Annotated in this window: 22 protein-coding genes; 14 read left to right on the top strand and 8 right to left on the bottom strand. The window is 44.7% G+C overall.

Translation table 11 applies throughout. From position 1 onward, the window contains the following. Positions 1–81: 81 nt before the first annotated feature. On the bottom strand, positions 82–2406 hold the full coding sequence (locus AAGA51_RS08420; RefSeq protein ID WP_042487636.1) for an FdhF/YdeP family oxidoreductase: 2325 nt from the start codon (positions 2404–2406) through the stop codon (positions 82–84). Between the two features lie 302 nt (positions 2407–2708). Here AAGA51_RS08420 and AAGA51_RS08415 point away from each other — a divergent pair, with 302 nt between their 5' ends. The 3 genes from AAGA51_RS08415 to fdhD are packed head-to-tail and all read left to right on the top strand — an operon-like array spanning position 2709 to position 4675. Continuing rightward, positions 2709–2906, top strand: coding sequence for a hypothetical protein (locus AAGA51_RS08415; protein WP_042487634.1), 198 nt, complete (start codon positions 2709–2711; stop codon positions 2904–2906). A gap of 15 nt (positions 2907–2921) precedes the next feature. Next, a complete protein-coding gene (locus tag AAGA51_RS08410; RefSeq protein ID WP_042487631.1) occupies positions 2922–3839 on the top strand; it encodes a LysR family transcriptional regulator in 918 nt (305 codons plus the stop codon). Then, a complete protein-coding gene (gene fdhD / locus AAGA51_RS08405; RefSeq protein WP_042487628.1) occupies positions 3839–4675 on the top strand; it encodes a formate dehydrogenase accessory sulfurtransferase FdhD in 837 nt (278 codons plus the stop codon). The genes AAGA51_RS08410 and fdhD overlap by 1 nt, the downstream gene beginning before the upstream one ends. 94 nt (positions 4676–4769) lie before the next feature. Here fdhD and AAGA51_RS08400 read toward each other — a convergent pair whose 3' ends face one another. From AAGA51_RS08400 to pabB, 7 genes are all read right to left on the bottom strand, one after another. Next, complete coding sequence (locus tag AAGA51_RS08400; protein WP_042487624.1) at positions 4770–6194, bottom strand: efflux transporter outer membrane subunit; 1425 nt, start codon at positions 6192–6194, stop codon at positions 4770–4772. Positions 6195–6197: 3 nt separating this feature from the next. Beyond that, positions 6198–8156: a MacB family efflux pump subunit gene (locus AAGA51_RS08395; RefSeq protein ID WP_042487621.1), complete on the bottom strand. Its 1959-nt coding sequence runs from the start codon at positions 8154–8156 to the stop codon at positions 6198–6200. Continuing rightward, positions 8156–9337, bottom strand: coding sequence for an efflux RND transporter periplasmic adaptor subunit (locus AAGA51_RS08390; protein ID WP_042487617.1), 1182 nt, complete (start codon positions 9335–9337; stop codon positions 8156–8158). The genes AAGA51_RS08395 and AAGA51_RS08390 overlap by 1 nt, the downstream gene beginning before the upstream one ends. 185 nt (positions 9338–9522) lie before the next feature. Next, on the bottom strand, positions 9523–10884 hold the full coding sequence (locus AAGA51_RS08385) for an L-serine ammonia-lyase (RefSeq protein ID WP_042487614.1): 1362 nt from the start codon (positions 10882–10884) through the stop codon (positions 9523–9525). A gap of 87 nt (positions 10885–10971) precedes the next feature. After that, entirely contained in the window at positions 10972–12225 is a 1254-nt protein-coding gene (locus AAGA51_RS08380; protein ID WP_042487611.1) for an aromatic amino acid transport family protein, read from the bottom strand. Positions 12226–12490: 265 nt separating this feature from the next. After that, complete coding sequence (locus tag AAGA51_RS08375) at positions 12491–13108, bottom strand: CoA pyrophosphatase (RefSeq protein ID WP_042487608.1); 618 nt, start codon at positions 13106–13108, stop codon at positions 12491–12493. An 87-nt stretch (positions 13109–13195) separates the two neighbouring features. After that, positions 13196–14578, bottom strand: coding sequence for an aminodeoxychorismate synthase component 1 (gene pabB, locus AAGA51_RS08370; protein ID WP_042487605.1), 1383 nt, complete (start codon positions 14576–14578; stop codon positions 13196–13198). Between the two features lie 178 nt (positions 14579–14756). Between pabB and AAGA51_RS08365 the strand changes: the two genes are divergently transcribed. From AAGA51_RS08365 to AAGA51_RS08315, 11 genes are all read left to right on the top strand, one after another. Continuing rightward, positions 14757–16274 carry a fumarate hydratase gene (locus AAGA51_RS08365; RefSeq protein WP_042487602.1) on the top strand — a complete coding sequence of 506 codons (1518 nt, stop codon included), beginning with the start codon at positions 14757–14759 and terminating at the stop codon, positions 16272–16274. Between the two features lie 123 nt (positions 16275–16397). Further along, positions 16398–16583, top strand: a complete 186-nt coding sequence (locus tag AAGA51_RS08360) for a hypothetical protein (RefSeq protein WP_042487601.1) — start codon at positions 16398–16400, stop codon at positions 16581–16583. Between the two features lie 111 nt (positions 16584–16694). After that, a complete protein-coding gene (locus tag AAGA51_RS08355; RefSeq protein ID WP_042487599.1) occupies positions 16695–18074 on the top strand; it encodes a YcjX family protein in 1380 nt (459 codons plus the stop codon). Then, positions 18071–19093: a YcjF family protein gene (locus tag AAGA51_RS08350; protein WP_042487596.1), complete on the top strand. Its 1023-nt coding sequence runs from the start codon at positions 18071–18073 to the stop codon at positions 19091–19093. Before AAGA51_RS08355 ends, AAGA51_RS08350 begins: the two co-directional genes overlap by 4 nt. A 102-nt stretch (positions 19094–19195) precedes the next feature. Then, on the top strand, positions 19196–20740 hold the full coding sequence (gene tyrR, locus AAGA51_RS08345; RefSeq protein ID WP_042487593.1) for a transcriptional regulator TyrR: 1545 nt from the start codon (positions 19196–19198) through the stop codon (positions 20738–20740). Further along, complete coding sequence (locus AAGA51_RS08340) at positions 20740–21318, top strand: GNAT family N-acetyltransferase (protein ID WP_102963425.1); 579 nt, start codon at positions 20740–20742, stop codon at positions 21316–21318. The genes tyrR and AAGA51_RS08340 overlap by 1 nt, the downstream gene beginning before the upstream one ends. 1 nt (position 21319) lies before the next feature. After that, a complete protein-coding gene (locus tag AAGA51_RS08335; RefSeq protein WP_042487588.1) occupies positions 21320–21910 on the top strand; it encodes an HD domain-containing protein in 591 nt (196 codons plus the stop codon). Between the two features lie 9 nt (positions 21911–21919). Beyond that, entirely contained in the window at positions 21920–22393 is a 474-nt protein-coding gene (locus tag AAGA51_RS08330; protein WP_042487584.1) for a DUF2947 domain-containing protein, read from the top strand. Positions 22394–22715: 322 nt separating this feature from the next. Beyond that, positions 22716–24137, top strand: a complete 1422-nt coding sequence (locus AAGA51_RS08325; protein ID WP_042487580.1) for an SLC13 family permease — start codon at positions 22716–22718, stop codon at positions 24135–24137. Positions 24138–24149: 12 nt separating this feature from the next. Continuing rightward, positions 24150–25484, top strand: coding sequence for an ATP-binding protein (locus tag AAGA51_RS08320; RefSeq protein WP_042487576.1), 1335 nt, complete (start codon positions 24150–24152; stop codon positions 25482–25484). Further along, complete coding sequence (locus tag AAGA51_RS08315) at positions 25471–25944, top strand: response regulator (RefSeq protein WP_042487574.1); 474 nt, start codon at positions 25471–25473, stop codon at positions 25942–25944. Before AAGA51_RS08320 ends, AAGA51_RS08315 begins: the two co-directional genes overlap by 14 nt. Positions 25945–25990 lie beyond the last annotated feature (46 nt).

Here is a 25990-nt window from a genome sequence, read left to right as displayed (position 1 = left end):
CTTTATATCGTTTAACTTTATATCGCTAAATAATGCATGAAGTGTCGGGTGGTTTTTTTGTGTTTGCTAAATCAGATTCTTTTATTCGACTTTAGAACGTTGAATTTCATCTGAAGAGGCTTTTTCAAGCTTGATTGCTATGAACTTAGACGTTGGAGTAAAGGTTCTTTCGCCATAGCTATCCAAAGGTACAAGCGGATTGGTTTCTGGATAATATGCGGCAGCCTGACCTCTAGGAATATCGTACGCTACTAAGGTAAAGCCTTGTACTTTACGAGTAACGCCATCTTCCCAAAGCGACACCATATCCACTTTGTCACCGTTTTCAAATCCAAGTTTGGCAATATCATCTTCATTGACAAACAACACTTCACGTATACCAAATACACCGCGATAACGGTCGTTCAAACCATAAAGGGTGGTGTTGTATTGGTCGTGTGAACGCATGGTTTGCAATATCAAATCGGGTTTGTTGCCTTGCTCTAAGACAGCCTCGTTGATCAGCTGTTTGGGTAACGGGCTGTCACTAAACTGTGCTTTACCTGATGGGGTATTCCATTTACGTTCTGCTGCAGAGTTTACAAGATGGAAACCGCCAGGATTACGCAGTTTTTGATTGAAATCGGTAAAACCTGGAATAGTCTCAGAAATCAAATCGCGGATACGTGCGTAATCCTGAATTGCCCAGTTCCAGTCAATCGGGTGGCCGCCCAGAGTCGCATGGGCAATTCCGGCAATAATGGCTGGTTCTGAACGTAAATGTTCCGAGCGAGGTTTCAACTGACCGTAGGAGATGTGAACCATGCTGAAGGTATCTTCAACGGTCACGCCTTGCGGGCCGTGAGCTTGAACATCAATCTCTGTGCGCCCCAAACATGGCAGGATAAGGGCATCTTTTCCTGTCACCAAATGTGAGCGGTTGAGCTTGGTTGAGATATGAACCGTCAGGTCGCAATTTTTCATCGCCAGATGTGTACGTTCAGTATCCGGAGTGGCTTGGGCGAAGTTTCCACCTAAACCAATGAACACTTTCGACTTCTGTTCTTCCATCGCTTTGATCGCTTGGACGGTGTTGTGGCCGACTTCACGAGGAACACTAAAGTTGAAACGGCGCTCAATGTTATCAAGAAAGGCTTTTGAAGGTTTTTCATCAATGCCCATAGTGCGGTCACCTTGCACGTTACTGTGACCGCGAACGGGAGATAGACCGGCCCCCGGTTTACCTACGTTGCCTCGTAACATTTGTACGTTCGCTACTTCTTTAATGGTTGGCACTGAGTGACGATGTTGAGTCAAACCCATAGCCCAGCACATGATCACACGATCTGAACGGCGATACATATCGGCAACCATCTCAATTTCGCTCAATTCAAGACCAGATTGCTCTGTGATATGTTCCCATGTGGTCGCGTCGACTTCTTCTAAATATTGATCAATACCCATGGTGTGCTCACGGATGAATGCTCTGTCGAATACCGCTTTACCACCGGTTTTCAAAGCTTGGTGTTCCCATTGCAGCAAGTATTTGGCGATACCACGAAATACCGCCATATCGCCACCGAGAGCAGGTCTTAAGTACGCAGTGTTGGTTGGCTTAGAACCGTTGCTGAGCATTTCAATTGTTACTTGTGGGTTTTGAAATCGTTCCAGACCGCGTTCTTTCAGCGGATTAAGACAGATCACTTGCGCGCCACGCTTCACTGCTTCACGCAGAGGTTCGAGCATTCTCGGGTGGTTGGTTCCCGGATTTTGACCAATCACAAAAATCGCATCGGCTTTGGCAAAGTCGTCAAAAATCACTGTTCCTTTACCAACACCAATGGTGTCCTTCATACCAATTGCACTCGCTTCATGGCACATGTTGGAGCAGTCAGGAAAGTTGTTAGTACCGAAAGCACGCACGAACAGTTGGTATAAGAACGCTGCTTCGTTGCTTGCACGACCAGAGGTATAAAACTCAGCCTGATGCGGTGATTCAAGTTGATTGAGATGTTTAGCAACTAACTGAAATGCCTCATCCCAGCTTATCGGAACGTAGTGATCGTTGGCAGAGTCGTATTTCATCGGATGCGTAATGCGACCTTGATACTCAAGCCAATAGTCTGTTTGTTTCAATAGTGATGAAACGCTGTGAGTGGCGAAAAACTCTGGATCAACCACGCGATTGGTGGCTTCCCAGTTAACCGCTTTTGCGCCGTTTTCGCAGAAGTTAACTTTACCGCTTTCCGGCGATTCTCCCCAAGCACAACCGGGGCAGTCAAAGCCACCATTTTGGTTAGTCTTGAGCATGGTACGAATGTTCTTAACGGCGTTCTCGCTGCCCCACAAACTTTTCGTGACGGCTTTCAATGCCCCCCAACCACCTGCAGGGCCTTTGTATTGCTTAATGTGTTCTTTTTGACTCACGACTTTACTCCTCACGAACAGGAACAACAGCAAACAGGAGTACCGGTGAAAACAGGCGCGATATGGGAATAAAGCGGAAGTAGTAATACGGCTTATTATGGTTTTAGAAGAGTCCTGCTTACTGCTTTTAAATTTCAGATTGGATCGGCTGACATCATGTCTTGATCTAAATCAAAGATTATTGCGTCCCAAGATATGCGTCCAATTGATATTACCGACTGAGTGATAAACAGAATCTATGATGAATGCAAAAAACGAATGAATAGCTGCTGATAAACCGCATATATTAACGAAGTAATAATTTGGCTGAAAATAAGGCGATTGTTCGCGTTATTCCTTATCTAGCCGAAGATTGGCTGATAGTTGCTATCTATCACGCTATAGATAATTTAGATTTGACCCTGATATTTGATAAGAATAATCTTGATTTAGATCAATTATTGCTGTGTTTTTTCCGAGCGTCATTTGCTGAAAAAACACTCTTGTCACATACGGTTTAGGTCTTGTAATCGACAATGGATATCAAACAACTTAAGTATTTAATCGCCTTAGATCAGACCAAGCATTTTGGTCAGGCGGCGGCATTGTGTCATATCACGCAGCCAACATTGTCGATGAGGATTAGACGTTTAGAAGAAGAGCTAGAGCTTGAACTCATCACAAGAAGTCAACGATTTGAAGGGTTTACCGAGGCGGGTGACCGGATTCTTGCTTGGGCAAAAACGGTATTGGCTGCTCACGATGGGCTACAAGCTGAAGCGGCGAACTGTCGAGGACAGTTGGTCGGTTCATTGAGATTAGGTATGGTTCCTTTGGCAAGCCAGAACCCGATGCAGCTCATTAAGCCACTGTCAGAACTCTATCCAGAGTTACGTTTTCAGATTATGTCTATGGCGTCTGAGCAGATCATAGACCAGCTCAATCGCAATCAGCTTGATTTGGGTATGTGTTACATCGATCAGGTGAATACGAGCTATTTTGACGTAGTCGAAATGAGCTCAACAGATTTAGGCGTGCTTTACGACCATCGTTATTTTGACTTCGCTGAAGACGTTGTGATGTGGGAATCCTTAAGCAGCATTCCATTAGGCTTGCTATCAAAAGGGATGCATTATCGTCACTCCATCGATTTGAGTTTTGGCAGTAAAGGACTTGTTCCGCAAACGGTGATTGAAAGTAATTCCAGCTTTCACTTAATCCAAGCGGTCACCAGCGGGCTTTGCTGTGCAATTATGCCGCTCAATTCTGGGTTAGCAGAACTCAACGAACAACTGCGTATCGTTCCGATTGAGAAAGCGGTGGTGCATTCACCTCTGGTTTTACTCAAACGTAAACAAGAACCCTCATCGGCGCTTGTTGATCAGTGCTTTGCTGAAGCGAAACATCTGTTTGCTAAGCCTAAATCACGCATGCAAGTGATAGAGGTGATTTGATGTCCTGCAGGATAGATACTCAAACTTACAGTGAGCTGCATGATTTTAACCAAGCGCCAGCTGCACCGAGTGCGCATTACTACCGTGAGTTAACCGGTGAAAGTGAAATACTAGATGCCCCGTTAGCCAGTGAGTCTGCGTTAGCGATCAGTTACAACGGTATCAACCAAGCGGTGATGATGGTCACCCCCGGTCATCTTGAAGATTTCGTTCGCGGCTTTAGCCTTAGTGCTGGCATTGTGAGTAGCTTTAGCGAAATTCGAGACATAGAAATTGGCGGGCAGGGCGACTCTCACTTCGCAGAAGTGGAAATCAGTAACCGCGCTTTTTGGAATCTGAAAAACCAACGTCGTCATATGGCCGGCACGACCGGTTGTGGTATCTGTGGTGTGGCAGCTCTTGAACAAGCTTTACCTGATTTGTCTCCACTGGATTCATCCTCACCACCTAATCCGTTAGTGTTTGAAGGGTTGAGAGAGAGAATCGCTCAACATCAGCAAGCGGCAAAAATTTCAGGCGCGCTGCATGCCGCTTTATTTGCCAATGCAAAAGGAGAGATTGTGCTCTGTCGCGAGGACATTGGTCGTCACAATGCGCTGGATAAGCTGATTGGTGCAATGGCATCAGAGTCGCTCAATATCAAAAGCGGCTTTGCAATAGTGACCAGTCGTTGCAGTCTGGAGCTTATTCATAAAGCTGTAAGAGCAAAGCTTTCAACGCTGGTGTGTTTATCTGCCCCAACCGCATTAACTGTTGAATGGGCGAGAAGAAACAATCTGAACTTGATTCATCTGCCTCATTCGGGCTCGCCAAGGCTATACAGCCCTGCGCCATAAAATCAGTTGGGAAGTCAGATAGAAAAAGAGAAACGACCGTTAGATGCGTTTCTCTTTTTTTATGTATTGCCTACTTACATGTACAAAAGCGTTGTTATTGCTGCGAAGTTTCAGCAGTTGATTGAGGAATCACATCATCTCCACCTAGGCTTCGATAAATCGTAGTGAGATTGACTAGCTGGTTATAACGGTTTTCCAACAGTGACGCTTTGGCACTGCGCTCATTGTCTTGAGCATCAAGCAAAGTGGTGATGTTAATTGCACCATACTTATATTGACTGGCATAAATACGAGCTGCTGCTGCAGCGCTGTCATACTGCTTTTGCAGTTTCTCCGCCTGATACTGATAGTTTTCACGAGCAGATAGGGCATTATCCACATCCTGAAACGCGGTATAGAGCGCTTTGCGGTATGAAATGATCGCAGATTCGTATTTCACTTGCGCGATATCTTGATTGATCTGCATTGTGTTCCAGTTGAGGAACGGCATGGTCAAATCAGCACCAATAGAACCCAGTGGATCGCTCAACAAGTTACGTAGTTGTTCTGAAGAACCGCCCAGAGCACCGGTTAAAGTTAGCGTAGGGAAATAGGCAGCATCCGCTGAATCTTTAGCAGCAAATGTTGCTTTCAGCTCATAGAGTGCTTGTTTGATATCAGGGCGACGGCTCAACACATCTGCAGGAACTCCAGACGCAATTTCAGGCAAATCACCTTCAGGCAGTGCTTTGATCTCTTTCAGCATTTGTTGTGGAGCTTGGTCAAACAAAATAGCAAAAGCATTCTGCGCTTCAGTTAACTGCTGCAAGTAATCGCGATGTGTGGCTTCCAGACCCGCAAGGGTTCGTTCTGCTTCTAATACATTTAAACGGGTGACAGAACCATTACTGAACTGACTCTGTGCTTGCTTCAATGTATCTGTCGCATCAGCAATATCACTGTTGCTCAGTTCAATACGCTGGTTCAGGTAGCCGATTTGCCAATAGAGTTGCGCCGTGGTTGCCACTAAACTCTGAGCTGTCGCTTCACGCTCTTCTAAGCTGGCAAGGGCAGTCCATTCACTTTCATCTGCGGCAGCTGAAAGCTTGCCCCACAGATCCACTTCGTAGCTGACTGAAAGGCCTGTTTGGTAGCTTTCAGATGAAGCACCACTGTCTAGATAGCGAGAGCCATCAGCAGAAACATTGCCAGATAGGTCAGGGTAGAGATCTCTTCCAGCTAAGTTGGCTTGTAAACGAGCTTGCTTTAGTGTCAGCGTAGCAATCGCCAAATCGCTGTTGGTTGCGAGTACTTTCTCAACCAATTGATTGAGCTGTTCATCGTAAAAACTTGTCCACCAGCGATTGATAACTGGTGTCGCGTTTTCATTTGTTGAAACTTGTTCGCTCGATGCTTGCTTTGTTGATTGCCAAGATTGAGGAACTTGAACTTCAGGCTCAGGAAACTCTGAACGAGTTACGCAGCCAGTTGCCAGAACGACACACAGCGCAAGCGTGGAGTATTTGTATCGACGTAACATGGCTTACTCCCTAGATAACGCGTCTATTGGGTTTAGCTGTGCGGCATTCTTCGCGGGAAGATAGCCAAACAGTACACCAATCATGGTGGAGCATAGAAATGCTGAAACAATCGATGTTGTGGAATAAATCATAGTAAAACTACTGCCAAAGGAGGCGAACGCTACGCCAATCAAATATGCCATGCCAATACCTATGGTACCGCCACACAAACAAACCAACACTGCTTCAATTAAGAACTGACGAAGAATGTCACTTTGCCTTGCTCCCACTGCCATACGAACGCCAATTTCACGTGTTCGCTCTGTTACTGAAACCAACATAATGTTCATAACGCCAATACCACCGACAATCAGTGAAATCACAGCAATAGCTGAAATCAGCAAGGTCATGGTTGCGGTGGTCTTAGTAATATTCTGTTGAATGGTATCGGTATTAATAGTAAAGAAATCTTCTGTACCGTGACGCATCTTCAACAGCTGGATAATTGCCTGTTCTGCCGCTTCACTTGGTGTGTTGTCATCGACTCGCACCGAGATTCGGTTGAGATAGTTCTGCCCAACCATACGTGCACTCACTGTGGTGTAAGGAACCCAAATGTTCAAAGAATCGCTGTTACCGAACGCACTTTCTTTTGCTTTAGTAATGCCTATGATTCGAACGGGTAGGTTACCGGCAAAAATTACTTCACCAATTGGATTTTTATCAGGGAACAACGATTTGAGAGTATTGTTATCAATCACCGCTTCTTGAGCCATGTTGGCGACACTGGAATCATCCCAATACTGACCTTCAGCCAGCTCATAGCCACGGACGCGGAAGTAATCCGGACCCACACCCTGAACCGATGCTGTTACCGCTTGGTTGCCATATTTTAGAGTGACAGATGTGCTTAGTGTCGGTGTAACGCTATCGACAAACTGCATGTTTTTCAGTGCGTCAGCATCGGCTGCAGTTAAGGTTCTGATCCTGCCTGAACGTCGGTCACCAAAACCTGTGCCTGGCATAACATCGATGGTGTTTGTCCCCATGGCAGAAATATTCTCTAGAATGGCTTTTTGCGAACCATTACCCAACGCCACCACTGAAACCACTGAAGCGATACCGATAATAATACCGAGCATTGTCAGGAATGTTCTTAACCTGTGGTTGGACATCGCCACCAATGCCATTTTGAGCGCCTCCCACAAGTTGTCGAACAGATTACGACCTTTCTCAAGGACGTCCTTGGCTGGGGCATGTTTTACGCTGTCGACATTATCTGCAATAACTTCTTTCTTGGTGACGGTGTCACTCAATATTTCACCGTCTTTAATCTCAATGATTCGATCTGCGTGCTGGGCGACTTTCAAATCGTGTGTCACGATGATGATAGTGTGACCAAGTTGATGTAGCTCTTGCAGCAGCATCATCATCTCTTCGCCGCTTTTACTATCCAACGCACCCGTCGGTTCGTCAGCCAGTATCACATCTCCGCCATTTACCAGTGCTCGGGCAACAGATACACGCTGTTGTTGACCACCACTCAATTGGCTAGGTTTATGATCAAGGCGATCGGCAAGACCAAGGCGAGTGAGTAGCTTTTCTGCACGTTCCTGACGAGCTTTCTTATCGCTTCCAGCATAAATTGCAGGAATCTCAACGTTACCGACAGCGGTTAAATCACCCAGCAGGTGGTAACGTTGGAAGATAAAGCCAAAGTGTTCGCGACGCAGTTCAGCAAGTTGATCGGAATCGAGCTGTGAAGTGTTTCGACCATTTATCCAGTAGTCGCCGCGGCTTGGCTGATCAAGGCAACCAAGAATGTTCATCAAGGTAGATTTACCCGAGCCGGATGTACCGACGATGGCAACCATCTCACCACGTTCAATAGTGAGGTTGACGTCTTTGAGTACCGTTAGCTCTTCGTCACCAGCCGCAAAGCTACGATAGATATGGGATATTTCGAGTAGCGGACGAGACATTAAAAGATCCTCGATTGGCCTATACGGCTTGAACGAGTGCCTGCGGAATTTGGTGTGCCAATGATAATCTGGTCACCTTCTTCTAGTCCGCTCGTTATTTCTGTAAATACTTTATTATTGATACCAATAGTCACATCACGCATTTCTTGCTGACCGTTAACCAATACCGGAACTTGATAATGTGGTGTTTGTCCCGGCTGTTTAATCACAACTTGAGCGGGAACCAATAAGGCGTTATCAGCTTTGTTCAACACAATGGATACTTGCGCTGTCATACCGATACGCAGCGTCTTGTCTGGGTTATCCACTTCGAACAGACCATGGTAATAAATCGCTTCATCATTGCTGACGGAGAGGTCGCTGTCATCACCGTCCATAAGAGTAGGGCCCGGTTCAATAGCTCTTAAAGTCGCGTGATACTGATGGTTGGGTTTACCCAAAATAGTGAAATAAACAGGCAGCCCCGATTTGACGTTCACAACGTCTGCTTCTGAAATCTGAGCCTTAACCGTCATACGCTCAAGCTGAGCCAGTTCAATAATGGTTGGGGTAGTTTGGTTGGCGTTAACCGTTTGACCTTCTTCAACGGCGCTATAAACCACGGTGCCATCCATAGGTGCGGTAATTGTGGTGTAGCCGAGGTCAACTTGTGCGCTGTCGACACTGATCTTCGCTTGCTCCAACTCAGCTTTTAGCTGTTCAAGTTCTGCTTTGTAAACTGCTAGGGTAGCTTGTGCCGATTCATAGTCAGCTTGGGAGCTGGCTCTATCCGCAAGCATCGATTTCTGGCGTGTATACTCTGATTGTGCCTGACGAATCTGTGCTTGCTTCGCAATGATTTGCGCTTTTAATTTGCTTAGTGATGCATTGGCTTCTTTGAGGCTGTTCTGCTGAGTGAGGCTGTCTATTTGAGCCACTAAGTCGCCTTGTTTGATTTCATCACCAAGCTTAACTCCCAATTTTTCGATTTGGCCCGAGACTTGAGCACCGACTGCGACCAGTTTTGAGGCCTGCAACATACCAGTGGCAAGGACCGTGTTTTCAATATTGCCTCTTCGTACGGCTTCTGTAACGAAACTTGGTGGTGCTTCTTTTGGATAAAAGTAGTAACCAGCGCCACTCATACCTGCGATAAGAGTAAGCACGACGAAGACTTTTTTAGTTGTAATACGTATAGCCATGTGGGTTAAATGATTCCAAATGATGAAAAGCTGTAATGAGAACCATTTTTGAGCGAATCGCTTTTTTAAACAAGCGTTCAAAAAGTAAAACTAAGTAAAGGTAGGTCAAGAAGTTGAATTGAAGAAAAGAAAAAAGCCTGATAATAAATCATCAGGCTTTCGTAAATGAGATCAGATACTAACGATTAGCAGATTACTTTAACCGCTAAACCGCCTTGCGATGTCTCACGGTATTTCGCGTTCATGTCTTTACCTGTTTCCAGCATGGTTTCAATCACTTTATCGAGAGAAACACGTGGTGCTGAAGAACGGCGCATTGCCATACGGGTAGAGTTGATTGCTTTCACAGCAGCAATACCGTTACGCTCGATACATGGTACCTGTACTTGTCCTGCTACTGGGTCACACGTCAGACCTAAGTTGTGCTCCATGGCAATTTCAGCGGCCATACACACTTGCTCAGGGCTTCCACCTAGCAGTGCAGCTAGACCACCAGCAGCCATTGAACAAGCCACACCAACTTCGCCTTGGCAACCTACTTCAGCGCCAGAGATAGAAGCGTTTTGCTTGTACAAACCACCGATAGCACCAGACGCTGCGAAGTAACGAGTATAATCTTTCTCTGTTACTGTTTGGATGAACTTGTCGTAGTAAGCAAGTACTGCTGGGATGATGCCACATGCACCGTTAGTTGGTGCTGTAACCACACGACCACCCGCTGCGTTTTCTTCATTCACTGCGAAAGCGTACATGTTTACCCAGTCAACAACGGCCATTGGGTCGTTAGTGATTTTTTCCGAAGTCAAAAGCTGTTGGCGTAGAGCTGCTGCACGACGAGGCACACGTAGTGGGCCTGGAAGAATACCTTCAGTACCCATACCACGCTCCATACACTCTTGCATGGTTCTCCAGATGTTCGCGAAGTACTCTTTCACTTCAACATCAGTATGAAGAGCTTTCTCATTCTCCATTACTAGAGTGCTGATAGAAAGTCCGCTCTCTTTACACTGGTTAACAAGCTCTTCTGCAGAGTTAAACGGGTAAGGAACTGATACTTCAGTTTTTGCTTTTTGACCGAAATGCTCTTCATCAACAATAAAACCACCGCCGATAGAGTAGTAGGTTTTACTGTAAACAACTTCGTCACCGTTCCACGCATGAATTGACATGCCGTTTTCGTGTAAAGACAAGAAGCTCTTATGGAAAACCATGCCACCTTCACGTGGAAAAGCAACGGTATGATTGTGCGTACCAACAGGAAGACGTTCAGTCTGCTGAACGCTTTCAATAAAACCTGGAATACTGTCGATATCAACATGCTCAGGAGTGTTACCTGCTAAGCCCATGATGATAGCAATATCTGTATGGTGACCTTTCCCTGTCAGCGATAATGATCCATAAACGTCCACGGTAATTTTGGTGATGTCTTGTAGCTTATCCATTGCGCTTAAGTCATCAACAAATTGTTTACCGGCTTTCATTGGTCCAACTGTATGTGAGCTCGAAGGACCGATGCCAATTTTATAGATATCAAACACACTAATCATAGCGATTACCTCAAACTAAGCCTCCTGTAAAAAGGAGGCTTATTACTATTATATTTTTAGTTTAATCGGACTTTACAAAGTTTGGGATTAAAACGCGCCGTAGATTACAGAACTAATTGCTGCAAGACCACAAATAACTGTGAAAATTTGCACAGGAGCTGAAGTCTTGTACTTAGCCATCGCAGGAACTTTATGCATTGCGAACACAGGCATTAAGAATAGGATAGCAGCAATCATTGGTGCACCCATTGTTTCAATCATACCTAGGATACTTGGGTTAACAATTGCAACGATCCAAGTAGTAAGAACGATGAACAATAGAGATGTTTTTTCAATCTTGCTTACTGGTGATTGTGAACGAGATTTGATTAGACCAACCAGACCTTCGTGAGCACCAAGGAAGTGACCGAAGTAGCTAGAAGTAATTGCAGCGAAAGCAACCAGTGGACCCATGTAAGAGATCAGCGGTGATTCATGAATGTTTGCTAGGTAAGACAATACAGAAATGTTCTGTGCTTTTGCTTCTGCTAGTTGCTCTGGAGAAAGAGAAAGAACAACAGAGAATACAAAGAACATAACAAAACCCATCAGCATCATAGCAGCGCCGCCAGTGATTGAATCAGTTTTCTGAACTGCTTCTTCACCGTATTTCATACGCTGTTCTTTAGAGAACTGAGAAATGATAGGGCTGTGGTTGAAAGAGAACACAATAATTGGGATTGCTAACCAAATGATTGAAGGCATTGAAGACCAATCAGGTGCTACTTCTACCATAGAGCTGTTCCACTCAGGGATAAGGTAGAAAGACAGAGCCAGTAGAATGGCTACAAGTGGGTATACCATTGCTGAAGTTGCTTTCAGCATCAGTTCTTTACCAAATAAAACACCTGCAGTCATTGCTGCGATCAATAAGCCAGATAGCAGCCAGCGAGGTATAGATTCCATACCTACTTGGTTTACTAGGAATGAATCAACCGTGTTAGTGATACCAACGCCGTAAATAAGAACGATAGGGTAAATAGCAAAAAAGTAAGCGAAAGTAATAAGGTTTGCGCCAGTTTTACCGAAATGTTCTTCTACCGTGTCAGTGATGTCTGCTTCAGGGTTTTTAGCTGACAGTACAAAACGAGCTAAGCTCTTGTGAGCGAACCATGTCATTGGGGCTGCGATCAATGCCAGAATTACTAATGGCCAAAAACCACCTGCACCCGCTTTAATTGGAAGGAAAAGTACACCTGCGCCTACAGCTGTACCAAAAAGTGAGAGAGTCCATGCAAAATCTTGATAAGTCCATTTATTAGAAGATTGTTCTGATTTTTCGATAGCAATCGATGTGTTCATTTTTTATATCTCAATTTTTTATGGGAAAATAATTTCGGGCGCAATTCTCTTTGTTTGTGTTGCAAAAATAGTTGATATAAATCACATCAACAGTTCTGTAGATAAGTTGTTTACTCAAAATAACAAGTAGATCACGAAATTTACGTGCCACACATGAGTTATTTTGAGATGTTTGATTAGAAAAACTAATAGTAATCTTGAGTTTAATTAATTGTTATCGCTTTGTGCTCGAATAAAAAGCATTACTAATGTTAATGATATGGACTTATTTGTGAGAGATATTAATGTGACGTTGCAAAGCTTGGATGATTTGCGCCGTCATACCCCAGATGAAATGTCGCTGATAGGGGATGGCAAATATTCGATGCGGCTGACTTTTGACCTGAAAAATACCCGAATAGAGTTTGTTTTTGTCTAACAAATGATCGGCGGGGACTTCAAATACCTCTTCAACTTCGTTGGGATCAATCGTTGCCTGATAGTCAGGATTGATAAAAGCCATGATAGGAGTGACTGAAAACTTAGTTATGGTGACGATTTCGGGCAACTGACCGAAGGTTTCTATATCAGAAGCGGTAATTCCAATTTCTTCTTCTGCCTCTCGTATCGCTGTTCTGTACAGCGTCAGATCGCCTTCTTCGTATTTTCCACCCGGAAAGCTAATTTGACCGGGGTGATGTTTGAGATGTTCTGCGCGTTTGGTCAAAACAATATTCAACCCATGCTCTCTTTGTACAAATCCAATCAGTACAGATGCTTTGCGTAGTGAATCTCTTGGGATTTTGTCATAGCGACGCGTTGATTCAACATGATAATCAACGGGTTGATGAAGTTGGAATCGCTGTATTAGTTCCGTTTTCGTGAGCGGTGTTCTTGCTTTCATACTGACTCAATAGTTTTGTTTCTATGACATTAGAAAAGGTAGCCAGATAAGTAATTTCATGAAGAAGCCACTTATCTGGTGTTCATCTTATCTTTCCAATATAGGCAAAATTCTGCTCAGTTTGTCCAATGTTTCCTGAAATTCTGATTCACATTGGCTGTCCGCAACCACGCCGCCACCAGCCCAAGCATAGATTTTGTGATTGTGGGCAACTAGGGTGCGAATTGTAATGCTGGTGTCCATTTGCCCGTGTCGGCTGATGTAACCAATCGAACCACAGTAAGCGCTGCGACGATGAGGTTCGAGTTCTTCGATGATTTCCATTGCACGCACTTTCGGTGCCCCTGTAATGGAGCCGCCCGGAAAGCCTGCTTTTAGTAGATCACAAGCCGAATATTGGCTGTCTAGCTTGGCACGAATGGTACTCACAAGATGGTGAACCGCTGGGAAGCTCTCAATATGAAACAGTTTAGGCACGTGAACAGAGCCCGGCGCCGCGACACGACCAATGTCATTACGCAGCAAATCAACAATCATCAGGTTTTCTGCTTGATCTTTCTCCGCATGAGCAAGCTCTGATGCAAAAGCGTCATCTAATTGTTTATCTTGGCTTCTTGGTCTGGTGCCTTTAATCGGTTTGGTTTCGATTTCGTCTCCACGTAACTGTAAGAAACGCTCTGGTGAAACACTTAAAATTGCGCCTTCTTCAGTACGAATAAAGGCAGAAAAGGGTGCTTGGTTGTGGTTTTCTAACTTAAGATAGGCTTGCCATTCAGAGCCTTGATACTGAGCTTCGAAACGCTGTGCGAGGTTGATCTGATAACAATCTCCGGATTTCAAATATTCCTGAACCTGAGCAAATTTTTCAGCGTAGCTTTCCAGTGTCATGTTCGATTGCCAAGCCGTTGTAAGAGAGAAAGCTTGTTTGGCTTTTTCGTCATGGCAGTCTCTGTCTTGCATTTCCAGCCACTGCTGCGCATCATCTAAGTTTACGCCAACCCATTGAGCCGTTTTGCTGTGGTGATCGACTACAATTGCCCACTCATAAATACCCACAGCCATATCTGGCATATTGATATCGTGCTTGGCAAGAGTAGGAAGTTTCTCGACTCTGCGGCCTAAATCATATGAAAAATAGCCGACTGCACCGCCAACAAATGGCAGGCTCTCACTATAACTTTGCTTAGGCAGATACTGATTTTGCAAAGTAGCGAGCAGTGCAAATGGGTCTTCTAAGGATGAAGTTACACCGGAGGGTTCAGTGATGATTGTTTCTTCGCCAGTGGTTGTGAGTGTCGCTATTGGGTTCGCCACCAAAATGTCATAGCGGCTGTCGATATGTGTCTCAGAAGCCGAGCGTAACAGCATGGCCCAAGGGCGATTTTCTACCTTTGAAAACAGTTGAGTTGCAATATCCGCATGATAGGTAAGTGCTTTTGACTGAATGATTTTTTGTTCGTTGTTATTCATTTTAATAAATTGTCATTTTAGTAATTTGTGACAAAGAGACCGTTCACCGAATGGCGCGTTGAGGAAAGCAAGAGTATCATAAAGCCACTTGATGGGCTCACCAATTCCATGCAATTTTCTGATTCAAAGGTAAGCTCTTTAAAAGCTCAAGGAAGCATAACAATAAAAGAGGCAAGCAATGACGGTAATTCGACAACAAGACGTAATCAGTAGTGTAGCTGATGCTCTACAATACATTTCTTACTATCACCCGCTAGATTTTGTCAAAGCCCTAGAAGAAGCCTACAACAAAGAAGAAAGCCAAGCTGCGAAAGATGCTATCGCGCAAATCTTGATTAACTCTCGCATGTCAGCAGAAGGCCACCGTCCTATCTGTCAAGACACAGGTATCGTAACTTGCTTTGTTAACATTGGTATGGCTGTTCAGTGGGACTCTACTGATATGACGGTTCAGCAAATGGTGGACGAAGGTGTTCGTCAGGCATACACCAATCCGGACAACCCACTACGTGCATCTGTTTTGATGGATCCTGCTGGTAAACGTATTAACACCAAAGACAACACGCCAGCGGTTGTACATATCAATATGGTTCCGGGTAATAAAGTTGAAATTCAAATCGCGGCTAAAGGCGGCGGTAGTGAAAACAAAACTAAGATGGTAATGCTTAACCCGTCTGACGATATTGCAGAATGGGTAGAGAAAACATTGCCAACAATGGGCGCTGGCTGGTGTCCTCCGGGTATGCTAGGTATTGGTATCGGCGGTACGGCTGAGAAAGCGGCAGTACTGGCAAAAGAATCCTTGATGGAACATATCGATATTCATGAGCTGATTGCTCGTGGCCCTCAAAATGCGGAAGAAGAACTGCGTATTGATATCTTCAACCGTGTAAATAAATTAGGTATCGGTGCTCAAGGTCTTGGCGGTTTAACAACCGTTGTTGACGTTAAAATCAAAACAGCGCCGACACACGCAGCTTCTAAACCAGTGTGTTTGATTCCAAACTGTGCTGCAACGCGTCACGTACATTTCACCTTGGACGGTTCAGGCCCAGCGGAGCTAACGCCACCGAAGCTAGAAGATTGGCCACAAATCACGTGGGAAGCAGGTTCGAATACTCGCCGAGTTAACCTAGATACGGTGACGGCAGAAGAAGTTCAGTCTTGGAGAACGGGTGAAACGGTACTGCTTTCAGGCAAGATCCTTACAGGTCGTGATGCTGCGCATAAGCGTATCCAAACCATGCTGCAAAATGGTGAGAAGTTACCTGAAGGTGTCGATCTAAAAGACAAGTTTATCTACTACGTCGGCCCTGTTGATGCTGTGGGTGATGAAGCGGTTGGTCCTGCTGGCCCAACAACCTCAACGCGTATGGATAAATTTACTGACATGATGCTGGAAGAAGTGGGCATTATGGGCATGATTGGTAAAGCAGAGCGTGGCGCTGCAACGGTTGAATCAATCAAGAAACACAAAGCGGTTTATCTGATGGCAGTGGGTGGCGCAGCTTACCTTGTTGCTAAAGCGATCAAGAAAGCTCGTGTGGTTGCTTTTGAAGACTTAGGAATGGAAGCGATCTACGAGTTCGAAGTGGAAGATATGCCAGTAACTGTTGCAGTTGATTCTACAGGTACAAATGCACACCAAACTGGTCCGGATACTTGGCGCGTAAAAATCGCTGAAGCTGCCAAGTAATTCTTAATAAAGATAATATTGACCAATAAATCACAAAAAGTGCGGCGAAAGCGGCACTTTTTGTCTATATAATGCTTTAATAATTATTGGCTTGTTAACTTATTGAAACGTCAGGAGAGCATGATGCCTCGCTTTATAAAAATTCTTCAGATCCTCATAGCCGTGGTTATCGGTGCTTTTGTAGGCTACGACCTTATTCTTCATGGGATCAGTATCTTTGATGATAAGTACGTAACGATTACCTGCGTGCTGTTCGTGATGTTGGAAATCGCACTGTTTGTTATCTACAAGCTGATTGAAGAAGATTAACCGTTTAAAAACGAATACTAAGCCTCTGATTTTATTCAGGGGCTTTTTTATTCATCTCGTATTAAGATTAACAACGTCATGATGCGCTAAAGATTTTCTGGGAGACTGTCAATGAAGCGAATTCGCCAAGAAGTGAATGACTTAATTAATCGTGGTTTAGATGCCCATGTGAGATTAGCCGTGACGGGGCTATCCCGTGCAGGCAAAACCGCATTTATTACGTCGTTGGTGAATCAACTGCTGCATACGTCCACACATGATAATTTGCCACTGCTTGCCGCAGCGCGAGATAAGCGAATTATCGGCGCGAAACGTGTCCCACAAACCAACCTAATGGTGCCGCGTTTTGGTTATGACGAAGCAATGGCGCAACTGCACTCTATGCCACCAGAGTGGCCGGTTCCAACTCGCGATGTGAGTGAAATTCGTTTAGCTATCAAGTACAAAACTAAGAAGCGGACCAAAAAGTTACTGAGCAGTACATCGACTCTGTATCTGGATATTATCGATTATCCGGGTGAGTGGCTGCTTGATTTGCCGATGCTTGAGCTGGATTTTACTACGTGGTCTGCACAGCAATTCAATGCCATGCATGGCGTTAGAGCCGAACTGGCGAAACCTTGGCTTGAAGAGCTAGACAAAGTCGATTTAAATGAAGAAGCGAATGAAAAAACACTCGCGCACATTGCTTCGCTTTATACAGACTATCTTCACAAATGTAAGGAGTCTGGGTTGCATTGGGTTCAGCCAGGAAGATTTGTCTTACCTGGAGAGCTGGAAGGGGCTCCTGTACTGCAATTCTTCCCGTGCCGAAATATTGAAGCTGTGACCAAGACCGGTAAACACAGTGTTTTATCTCTGCTTAAAAAGCGTTATGAGGAATATCAGAACAAGGTTATTAAAGCCTTCTACAAACACCATTTCTCAACATTTGATCGTCAAATCGTGCTGGTCGACTGTCTTTCCCCGCTGAATGATGGTCACGAATCCTTTATGGATATGCGCAGCGCGCTTGAACAAATTATGCATAGCTTCCGTTATGGCAGAAATGGCTTATTGAAACGCATCTTTTCTCCCAAGATCGATAAAGTGTTGTTTGCGGCCACCAAAGCAGACCACATAACCCCCGATCAATATGGGAACCTAGTGTCGCTGCTTCAGCAGATGATTCATCCTGCTTGGCAGTCAGCGGCGTATGAAAACATTGAGATGAGCTGCATTAGCATGGCCTCAGTTCGCGCAACTAAATCCGGTCATATTGATACCAGTGAAGGCAGAGTTCCGGCTATTCAGGGTTTGACTGAAGCGGGAGAGTCGCTCACTTTGTATCCGGGAGAAGTGCCTAACAAGTTGCCAAATCCTGATTTTTGGCAAAAGAGCCGTTTCGATTTCACTTCGTTCCGACCTGCGAGCATGAATCATGATGAGCCTTGTCAGCATATTCGCGTAGACAAAGCGTTGGATACTTTGATTGGAGATAAGCTGCAATGAGCGATTTAAAAGCCAAACAAGTCTTCACTCAGTCGTTAGACAAAGAAAATGACAAAGTCGAACTTACTGCGCAAAAGCAGTTTTCCGAACAAGAGAAGTTCGTCCCTTCAGTCGCTGAGATTGAAGAAAGCAATATTGAAACGCAACTAGAACAAATTATCCGACCTAAGCGAGGTCGTCGCTGGTTGGCTTCCGGCTTATTATTAGGCTTTGGTGGTCTAGTTACTTGGCAGGCGATAGACTCAGTGATTCAGGCGGTTCAAACGTCAGATTGGTTAAGCCTTGGCTGGACAGGATTTATCGCAACGCTCGCATCGCTAGGGCTGGGAGCGATAGGTCGAGAGCTTTGGAAACTCCGCAAGTTGAGAAATCATTTTTCAACTCAGGAACAAGCGGAAGCGTTAATGACCAAAGACGTGGTTGGGCAGGGTGAAGCGTTTTGCGAGTCATTGGCAAAACAAGGTGGAGTGCTGCCTACTTCGCCTGCTTATGAACGCTGGAAAAACAGCGTTAGTGACAGTTACAGCGATGCTGAAATATTAGATATGTATGATGCTATGGTGGTGAGCGAACAAGATAAAAAAGCCACTCAGCTTGTGTCTAAGTTCTCAACCGAAGCGGCTGCATTAGTGGCGATAAGTCCGTTAGCGATTGCAGATATGTTGCTGGTGGCTTGGCGCAACTTCACCATGATTGATCAACTTGCGCAGTTGTATGGTGTTGAGCTTGGGTATTGGTCACGATTGAAACTGTTTAAATCTGTATTGGTTAACATGGCCGCAGCAGGGGCAAGCGAACTGGTGATCGATGCCAGTATGGATCTGCTTTCTATGGATTTAGCGGGCAAAGTGTCGGCGCGTGCAGGACAGGGTATCGGTGTGGGTATCTTAACGGCACGTTTAGGTTTAAAAGCAATGACATTGTTACGTCCGTTACCATGGCATAAGGATCGCGCTGTAAAATTGAGCGCAATACGCAAACAAATCGTTACGAAAGTCACCGCGTTGACCGTGAAATAAGAGAAAACTCGCGACAGGCACACAGATTACTTGACGCATTTCAGCCCTTGATAGAAACTACTGTCAACTTTTCGTGACACTTTCTTATTGGGAAATCATTCTGTGCGCCTTGAAGTATTTTGCGAAGATAGACTTGGTCTGACTCGAGAACTCCTCGACATACTCGCCTCTAAAAATATCGATTTACGTGGTATCGAAATCGATATTTCCGGAATCATTTACTTAAACTGTCCAGACATTGATTTTGAAACTTTCAGTGAGTTAATGGCTGAAATTCGTAGAATTTCCGGTGTTAAAGACGTACGTAAAATTCAGTTTATGCCAATGGAAAGGCACAATACGGAACTGATTTCCTTATTGAACAATTTGCCTGATGCGGTGCTATCGATTGACCTGAAGGGCTCTGTCGATATGGCTAACCATTCTGCATTGTCTCTGTTTAACAAAGACAATGGCGATATGAATGGTGTACACATCTCAACGCTGTTACCAAGTTTCAATTTCCAGCGTTGGATAGAAGGCAGCAAGTCTCGTCTGCGCGAGGAGATCGTGTTGGATGGTCTGGATTACTTAATGGAAATGATGCCTGTGTACATCACTGGCGAATCCAAAGAATCTACCTTTGCCAGCGCTATGATGATCATTCGCCCTCGAGTCACCGGTGTTGCAACTGAAACTCAGCTGTCTCTGCATAACAACCTTGGTTTCGAGCACTTTGTCGGTATTTCGAATCGCCATAAGGCACTTATCACGCAAGCAAAAAAACTTGCGATGCTCGATCAACCATTGTTGATTGAAGGGGATACGGGGACAGGTAAAGAGATGCTTGCCCGGGCTTGTCATAATCGTTCAGACCGTGCTGATCATCCATTCTTAGTTTTAAGCTGTGCGTCTATGCCTGATGATGTGGCTGAGACTGAGTTGTTTGGTCATGCTCCGGGTTCGTTCAACCATGAGCAAGGTCATAAAGGTATCTTTGAACAAGCCAATGGTGGCACAGTACTGCTGGATGAAATCGGTGAAATGAGTCCTCATCTGCAAATTAAGCTGCTACGTTTCTTGCAAGATGGCACTTTCCGCCGCGTTGGTGAAGAACACGAAATCCATGTCAATGTGCGTGTGATTGCTTCTACACGTTATAAGCTGGCTGAGTTGGCAGAATCCGGCAAGTTCCGCGAAGACCTTTTCTACCGTCTCAATGTACTGACATTGACTATTCCACCGTTACGAGAGCGTCCTAGTGATGTTCAGCCTCTGTTGGAATTGTTTATTTCCAAGCACACTGCAAAACTTGGTATGGCTAAGCCGAAACTGGACGAAGGTTTGCTCGATCAACTGGCTTTGTATCAATGGCCGGGCAATATTCGTCAGCTAGATAATATGGTTTTACGTGCACTTACTGAGTTGCAAGATGATGTGCTTACTGCTGAACTTTTCCATCTGCCACAGTTGGAAAGCAATAATGTGGGTGTCACCAATATTAATCTTGATGGCTCACTGGACGACATCATGAAAGATTACGAAGCTCAAGTGCTTGACCGTTTGTATCAGTCTTTCCCTTCAAGCCGCAAACTGGCTAAGCGCCTAGATGTCTCACACACCTCTGTTGCCAACAAGCTTCGAGATTATGGAATTAAGAAACGTTGATTGAATCGAACAGCACGCCAACGTCAGTCTATGAAACGGATGGCGAAATACTACTGGTTACCGCTCAGTTCAGTGATGCTGAGCGCATTGCCCAATACTTCAAAGAGAACCGAGAACACCTAAAGCCATGGGACCCTGCGCGTGAAGAAGCCTTCTTTACTGCAGAAGGCTGGCAGCAGAGGTTACTTAAACTCACCGAAGTACATAAACTTTCTCTGGGCTACTATCTGCTGATTATTGATGCCAAGACCGATAAAATGCTTGGCACTATTTCATTCAGTAACTTAAATCGTTTTCCTATCTACACCTGCAATGTTGGGTATTCACTTGCCTGTGATGCACAAGGCAAAGGAACCATGACTCGTGCATTGCAAATGGCATGCAACTACATGTTTTCTGTTCAGAATATGCATCGCATTATGGCGGCTTACATTCCTCGTAATAAACGCAGTGAAAGTGTTCTTGAACGTGTGGGTTTCTCGCACGAAGGGCATGCCAAAGACTACATTCTGATTAATGGTAAGTGGGAAGATCACAACCTGATGTCACTGATTAACGCGCATTGGAAAGAGGAATAATATGAATCAGCGATTGCAACAACAACTCAATCTGGTGTTGGAATTGGACAGACTAAAATCTGTGCTGCGTCGAACTCGTATTCAATGTGCGGAAGATAGACTAGAAAACAGTGCTGAGCACAGTTGGCACGTCGCTATGATGGCATTGGTGATGCAAGAGCATGCAAATGAACCTGTTGAGATTAGTCGGGTTCTGAAAATGTTATTGATGCATGACATGGTTGAAATTGATGCTGGCGACACCTTTGTATATGATGCAGCAGCTTCAAAAGAGCAAGCGCAAAAAGAGCTGGCTGCTGCTGAAAGGTTGTTCGGTTTATTACCAGACGATCAGGCGGAAGAGCTGTTTTCTCTATGGCGTGAATTCGAAGCCGCCGAGAGCGCGGATGCTAAATTTGCCAAAGCGCTCGACAGATTGATTCCTATGATGCTGAATTTCAACAATCAGGGGATTGGTTGGAGAGAAAACAACGTAACTCGCCAACAAGCATTAACCGTGAATCGACGTATTGACGATGGTTCACATACGCTGTGGGAATATGCGCAGCAAATGATTGAACAAGCCACCGAAAATGGATGGCTCAAAGCCTAAGGACATTTCATGTCGTATTTGCCTTTGGATGATTACCAAAGAAAATGGATTTTTACCCATCAATCTATGCCAGTTCCAGAAGAGGATTTGGCACAGATAAAACCTATGACTCAACTTCGCGCTGCTCAGTATTGGAAAGAGAACTTAAGCTCGCAGAGCCCAGATGCAGAGCGTTTCAGCTCTCAAGACTGGCCTAGCAAGGCAGACAGTTGGTCGAACGAAATAGACTGGATGGCTGAGTGGGAGAGTGATGATGAAGATCTACCACAAGCTGTGTTAGAACACATTGACTGGCAAGACGATGTTACTGTCTATTTTTGTTATGAAAAATACAATGTGATTGAAACCAAATGGTCCGTGTTTAAACGTCACTGGAAGAACTTCTTATTCTACGATGATGGTCCTATTCTGCTTGGTCGCCGTCGCAAAGAAGCGCTGTGGTTTAAAACCAATGGCAAAGTGAAATTAGGCACCCACGATTAAACCCAATCCGGCTTAGGCCGGATTTTTCTTTTTCTTCATTCGGTTATCTTGATGCTATAGGGCCGAGTTTGTGTCTAAGCCCTCATTTTTGACATGTTGTTTCGAAGGAACACTGAATCGTTGATCTCACTCCTAACTTTTTGTTTTCGCTCTTCCATAATGTATCCGTTAGTTTGAATTCTGGTGTCATATCAAAACCTGTCATTTTTCTTTCAAGCATTTGCGCTATGAAAATCGCTTAGGGCAATAAAGAACAGATAGTGATTGGTCTTGAAACTCCATTTTTTCAGATTGGTTTAACCAGCAGCAAGGAAGAGCATCGATGGTACGCCCTTACTTAAAATTTATTATTCCAATTGTAATACCTTTACTTATTTTGCTTATGCCGTTGTCGGCTTTTCCATTCGACGGTTTGACGCTTATTCAGCAACGTGTCATTGCAATCTTCTTGCTTGCTGCCCTGTTGTGGGTGTTTGAACCCATCCCAATCTACGCCACTTCGGTTGTTATCATTGTCCTTGAATTGCTGATGCTTTCAAACAAAGGGCTTATTCTGTTTCGTTTAAACGAATCGCAACCCGAGTTTGGGCAACTGCTTAAATACAGCGACATTATGGCAACCTTCGCAAGCCCAATTATTATGCTGTTTCTCGGCGGTTTCTTTTTGGCGATGGCGGCAACTAAGTATCGATTGGATGTCAACTTAGCTCGGGTATTACTCAAGCCATTTGGTCAGAATCCTAAATACGTCATGCTTGGCTTAATGCTGATCACGGGCGTTTTTTCGATGTTTATGTCTAATACTGCAACAACGGCGATGATGCTTTCTATATTGGCACCCGTTATTGCTGTGTTTGGGCCGAAAGACCCGGGACGGATAGCGTTTGCTCTGTGTATTCCTGTCGCCGCGAATATCGGCGGGATAGGAACTCCAATCGGAACGCCGCCTAACGCTATAGCACTCAAATATCTCGTCGGTGACAATCTGATTACTTTTGGTGAATGGATGGCGTTTGGTGTGCCGTTTGTGGTTGTCATGATGGCATTGTCGTGGTTTTTAATTTGCTCACTATACAAAGCTGATCAGCAACGAATTGAGCTGACGATTAAAGGCAAATTCCTTAAGACACCAAAGGCTTTGGTTGTGTATATCACTTTTGCCGCGACCATATTGCTCTGGTTGGTGGGGGATTTACACGGTATGAACTCGTATACCGTGGCTTTAATTCCCGTCGCAGTATTCTCAGTAACAGGGATCATCAACAAAGAAGATTTGAAAAAGATATCTTGGGATGTGCTCTGGCTGGTATCCGGTGGTATCGCATTGGGGCTGGCGTTAGATAAAACAGGGTTAGCCGCTCTGGTTGTTCACAGCATTCCTTTCGGTGATTTTTCGCCTTACGTGGTGTTGTTTGGCGCTGCGTTGTTATGTCTGCTAATGGCAAACTTTATGTCTCATACTGCGACCGCAAACTTACTTATGCCGATAATGGCAGCATTGGGCGCTTCAATGACATCTCTTAGCGCACTAGGTGGTGAAGTTACGTTGATTTTAGTGGTGACCTTTGCTGCCTCTTTGGGCATGTCGTTACCGATCAGTACACCTCCTAATGCTTTGGCTCATGCTACTGGCTACGTGCAAAGTAACCAGATGGCAAGAGTTGGTGTTGTACTTGGACTCGTAGGGGTGTTGTTGAGTTTTGTCATGGTTGCGGCTTTGAATGTGATCGGATTCATCGGTTAGTCGGCAAATAGCATGAATGAACAAGAACGCACGCTTGTAGAGCGTTACTTCAGAAACATTGAGAGAACGATAACCCTGTCAGCGGGCAGTAAAGTGATTCAGCAAGACGGTTACAATGACCGACTTTACTATGTCCATTCTGGTGAACTGGTGGGGGATTTTGAAGAGTATGAAGGTCGCCATGTAAAGGTGTTTTCTGCATCAAAAGGCGCGTTTATTGGCGTACACAGTTTCTTTTCTGGAACATGGACGGCTTCTTCAACGGTTGTGGCTCAAACGGAAGTAAAACTCAGTTGGATAGACAGGCACTGTGAAGCCGTAGAGGTAGAAAAATTCGGCCCACTCAGTACTCAATTTATGCCGGTCATTGTTGCGGAGTTAAATCGTCGCCAGCGTCGAGCGCATCAGGAAGCGGTAGAAAAAGAGAAAGCGTTGGAAAAACTGCACTCCGCAGAACAGATGACCACATTGGCACAGTTAGCTGCGGGCATTTCTCACGAGCTAAACAATGCAATAGGTGTAGTTAGCAGTAAGAGCGAACGTCTTGAAAGCCTTTTTATGGAACTGTTGGAAGAGGTTCATCCCGAGGCCAGCCAGTTCTTTGATTATGGATTAATGCATGGTCAAAAAGTCTCTTCCAGTGAAGCTAGACGGCGAGGATTGATACTAGAACGTAAGTATCAACTTCCTAAAAACATTGCGAGAGAACTTGCACGCGCCGTACCGGAAGACGAATTGTCTTCTCATTGGATAAGTAACGCGAATCTCGCCATTCGTTACTGGCAAATGGGCAGGGATTTACACGATCTACGTGTGGCGTCGAGCCACACTGTAGGCATTGTGAAGTCCGTTAAGCAGCTTGCAAGAAGTGAAGTTAATCTCGATGAAGAGCTAGACATTAACGACACAATAAACAGAGCGCTGACCCTTTTGCAGAGTGACTTGCGTAGAGTTTCAGTAAGAATGAGATCGGGCAATTTACCTAAGTTAAAAGGATCGCAAACAGAATGGGTTCAGGTGTGGGTCAACATCGTTAAGAACGCTTGTGATGCCATGATGGTGACGCCGGAGCCAAGATTAGATATCCAAACCAAATATAGTAAGCATCGTCTTCTCGTCACCTTGACCAATAACGGGCCTGAAATCGATGAAGCGACAAGGCGGAAAATCTTTCAACCAAGCTTCACTACTAAGAAAGATGGGTTGTCGTTTGGTTTAGGTTTGGGGTTGTCTATCGTTAAGCGAATCGTTTCAAGTTATGGCGGAAGTATCGCGGTCAAAAGCGATCAAGACGCAACCATTTTCAGAATAAAGTTACCAGTAGAGGATGACCATGGAGAAACTTAATATCATATGCGTGGATGACCAGAGGGAAGTGCTAAGCGCAGTGTTACAAGACCTAGAGCCTCTCTGCTTCTGGCTGAATATCGAAGACTGTGAGTCAGCCTCTGAAGCGTTAGAACTTATGGATGAACTCGATGCTAACGGCGAGTATGTTGCTTTGGTGATCTCAGACCATGTTATGCCAGAAAAAACAGGTGTTGAACTCCTTACAGAAATTAGTGCAGATGCTCGTTTTACCTATACTAAAAAAGTTCTGCTCACCGGACAGGCAACCCATTCTGACACTATAAATGCAATTAATAGTGCTGGTATTAATCGCTACTTTGAAAAGCCTTGGGGCACAAGAGAGTTAGTGGAATGTGTCAGAACATTAGTCACTGAGTTCATATTTGATAAAGGTCTTGATTATACTGAATGGCAGAGTAATTTAGACCAGTCTGTTGTTTTGAATCGACTGCGTTAAGGGTTGTTTTTTTACGACCAAGTGGGCATAACTTCAAATTGGTAAA

The organism is Vibrio diazotrophicus (assembly GCF_038452265.1).
GTDB lineage: Bacteria > Pseudomonadota > Gammaproteobacteria > Enterobacterales > Vibrionaceae > Vibrio > Vibrio diazotrophicus.
The sequence above is the reverse complement of the archived record's forward strand: the minus strand, read 5'-3'. Positions and strand labels throughout refer to the sequence as shown.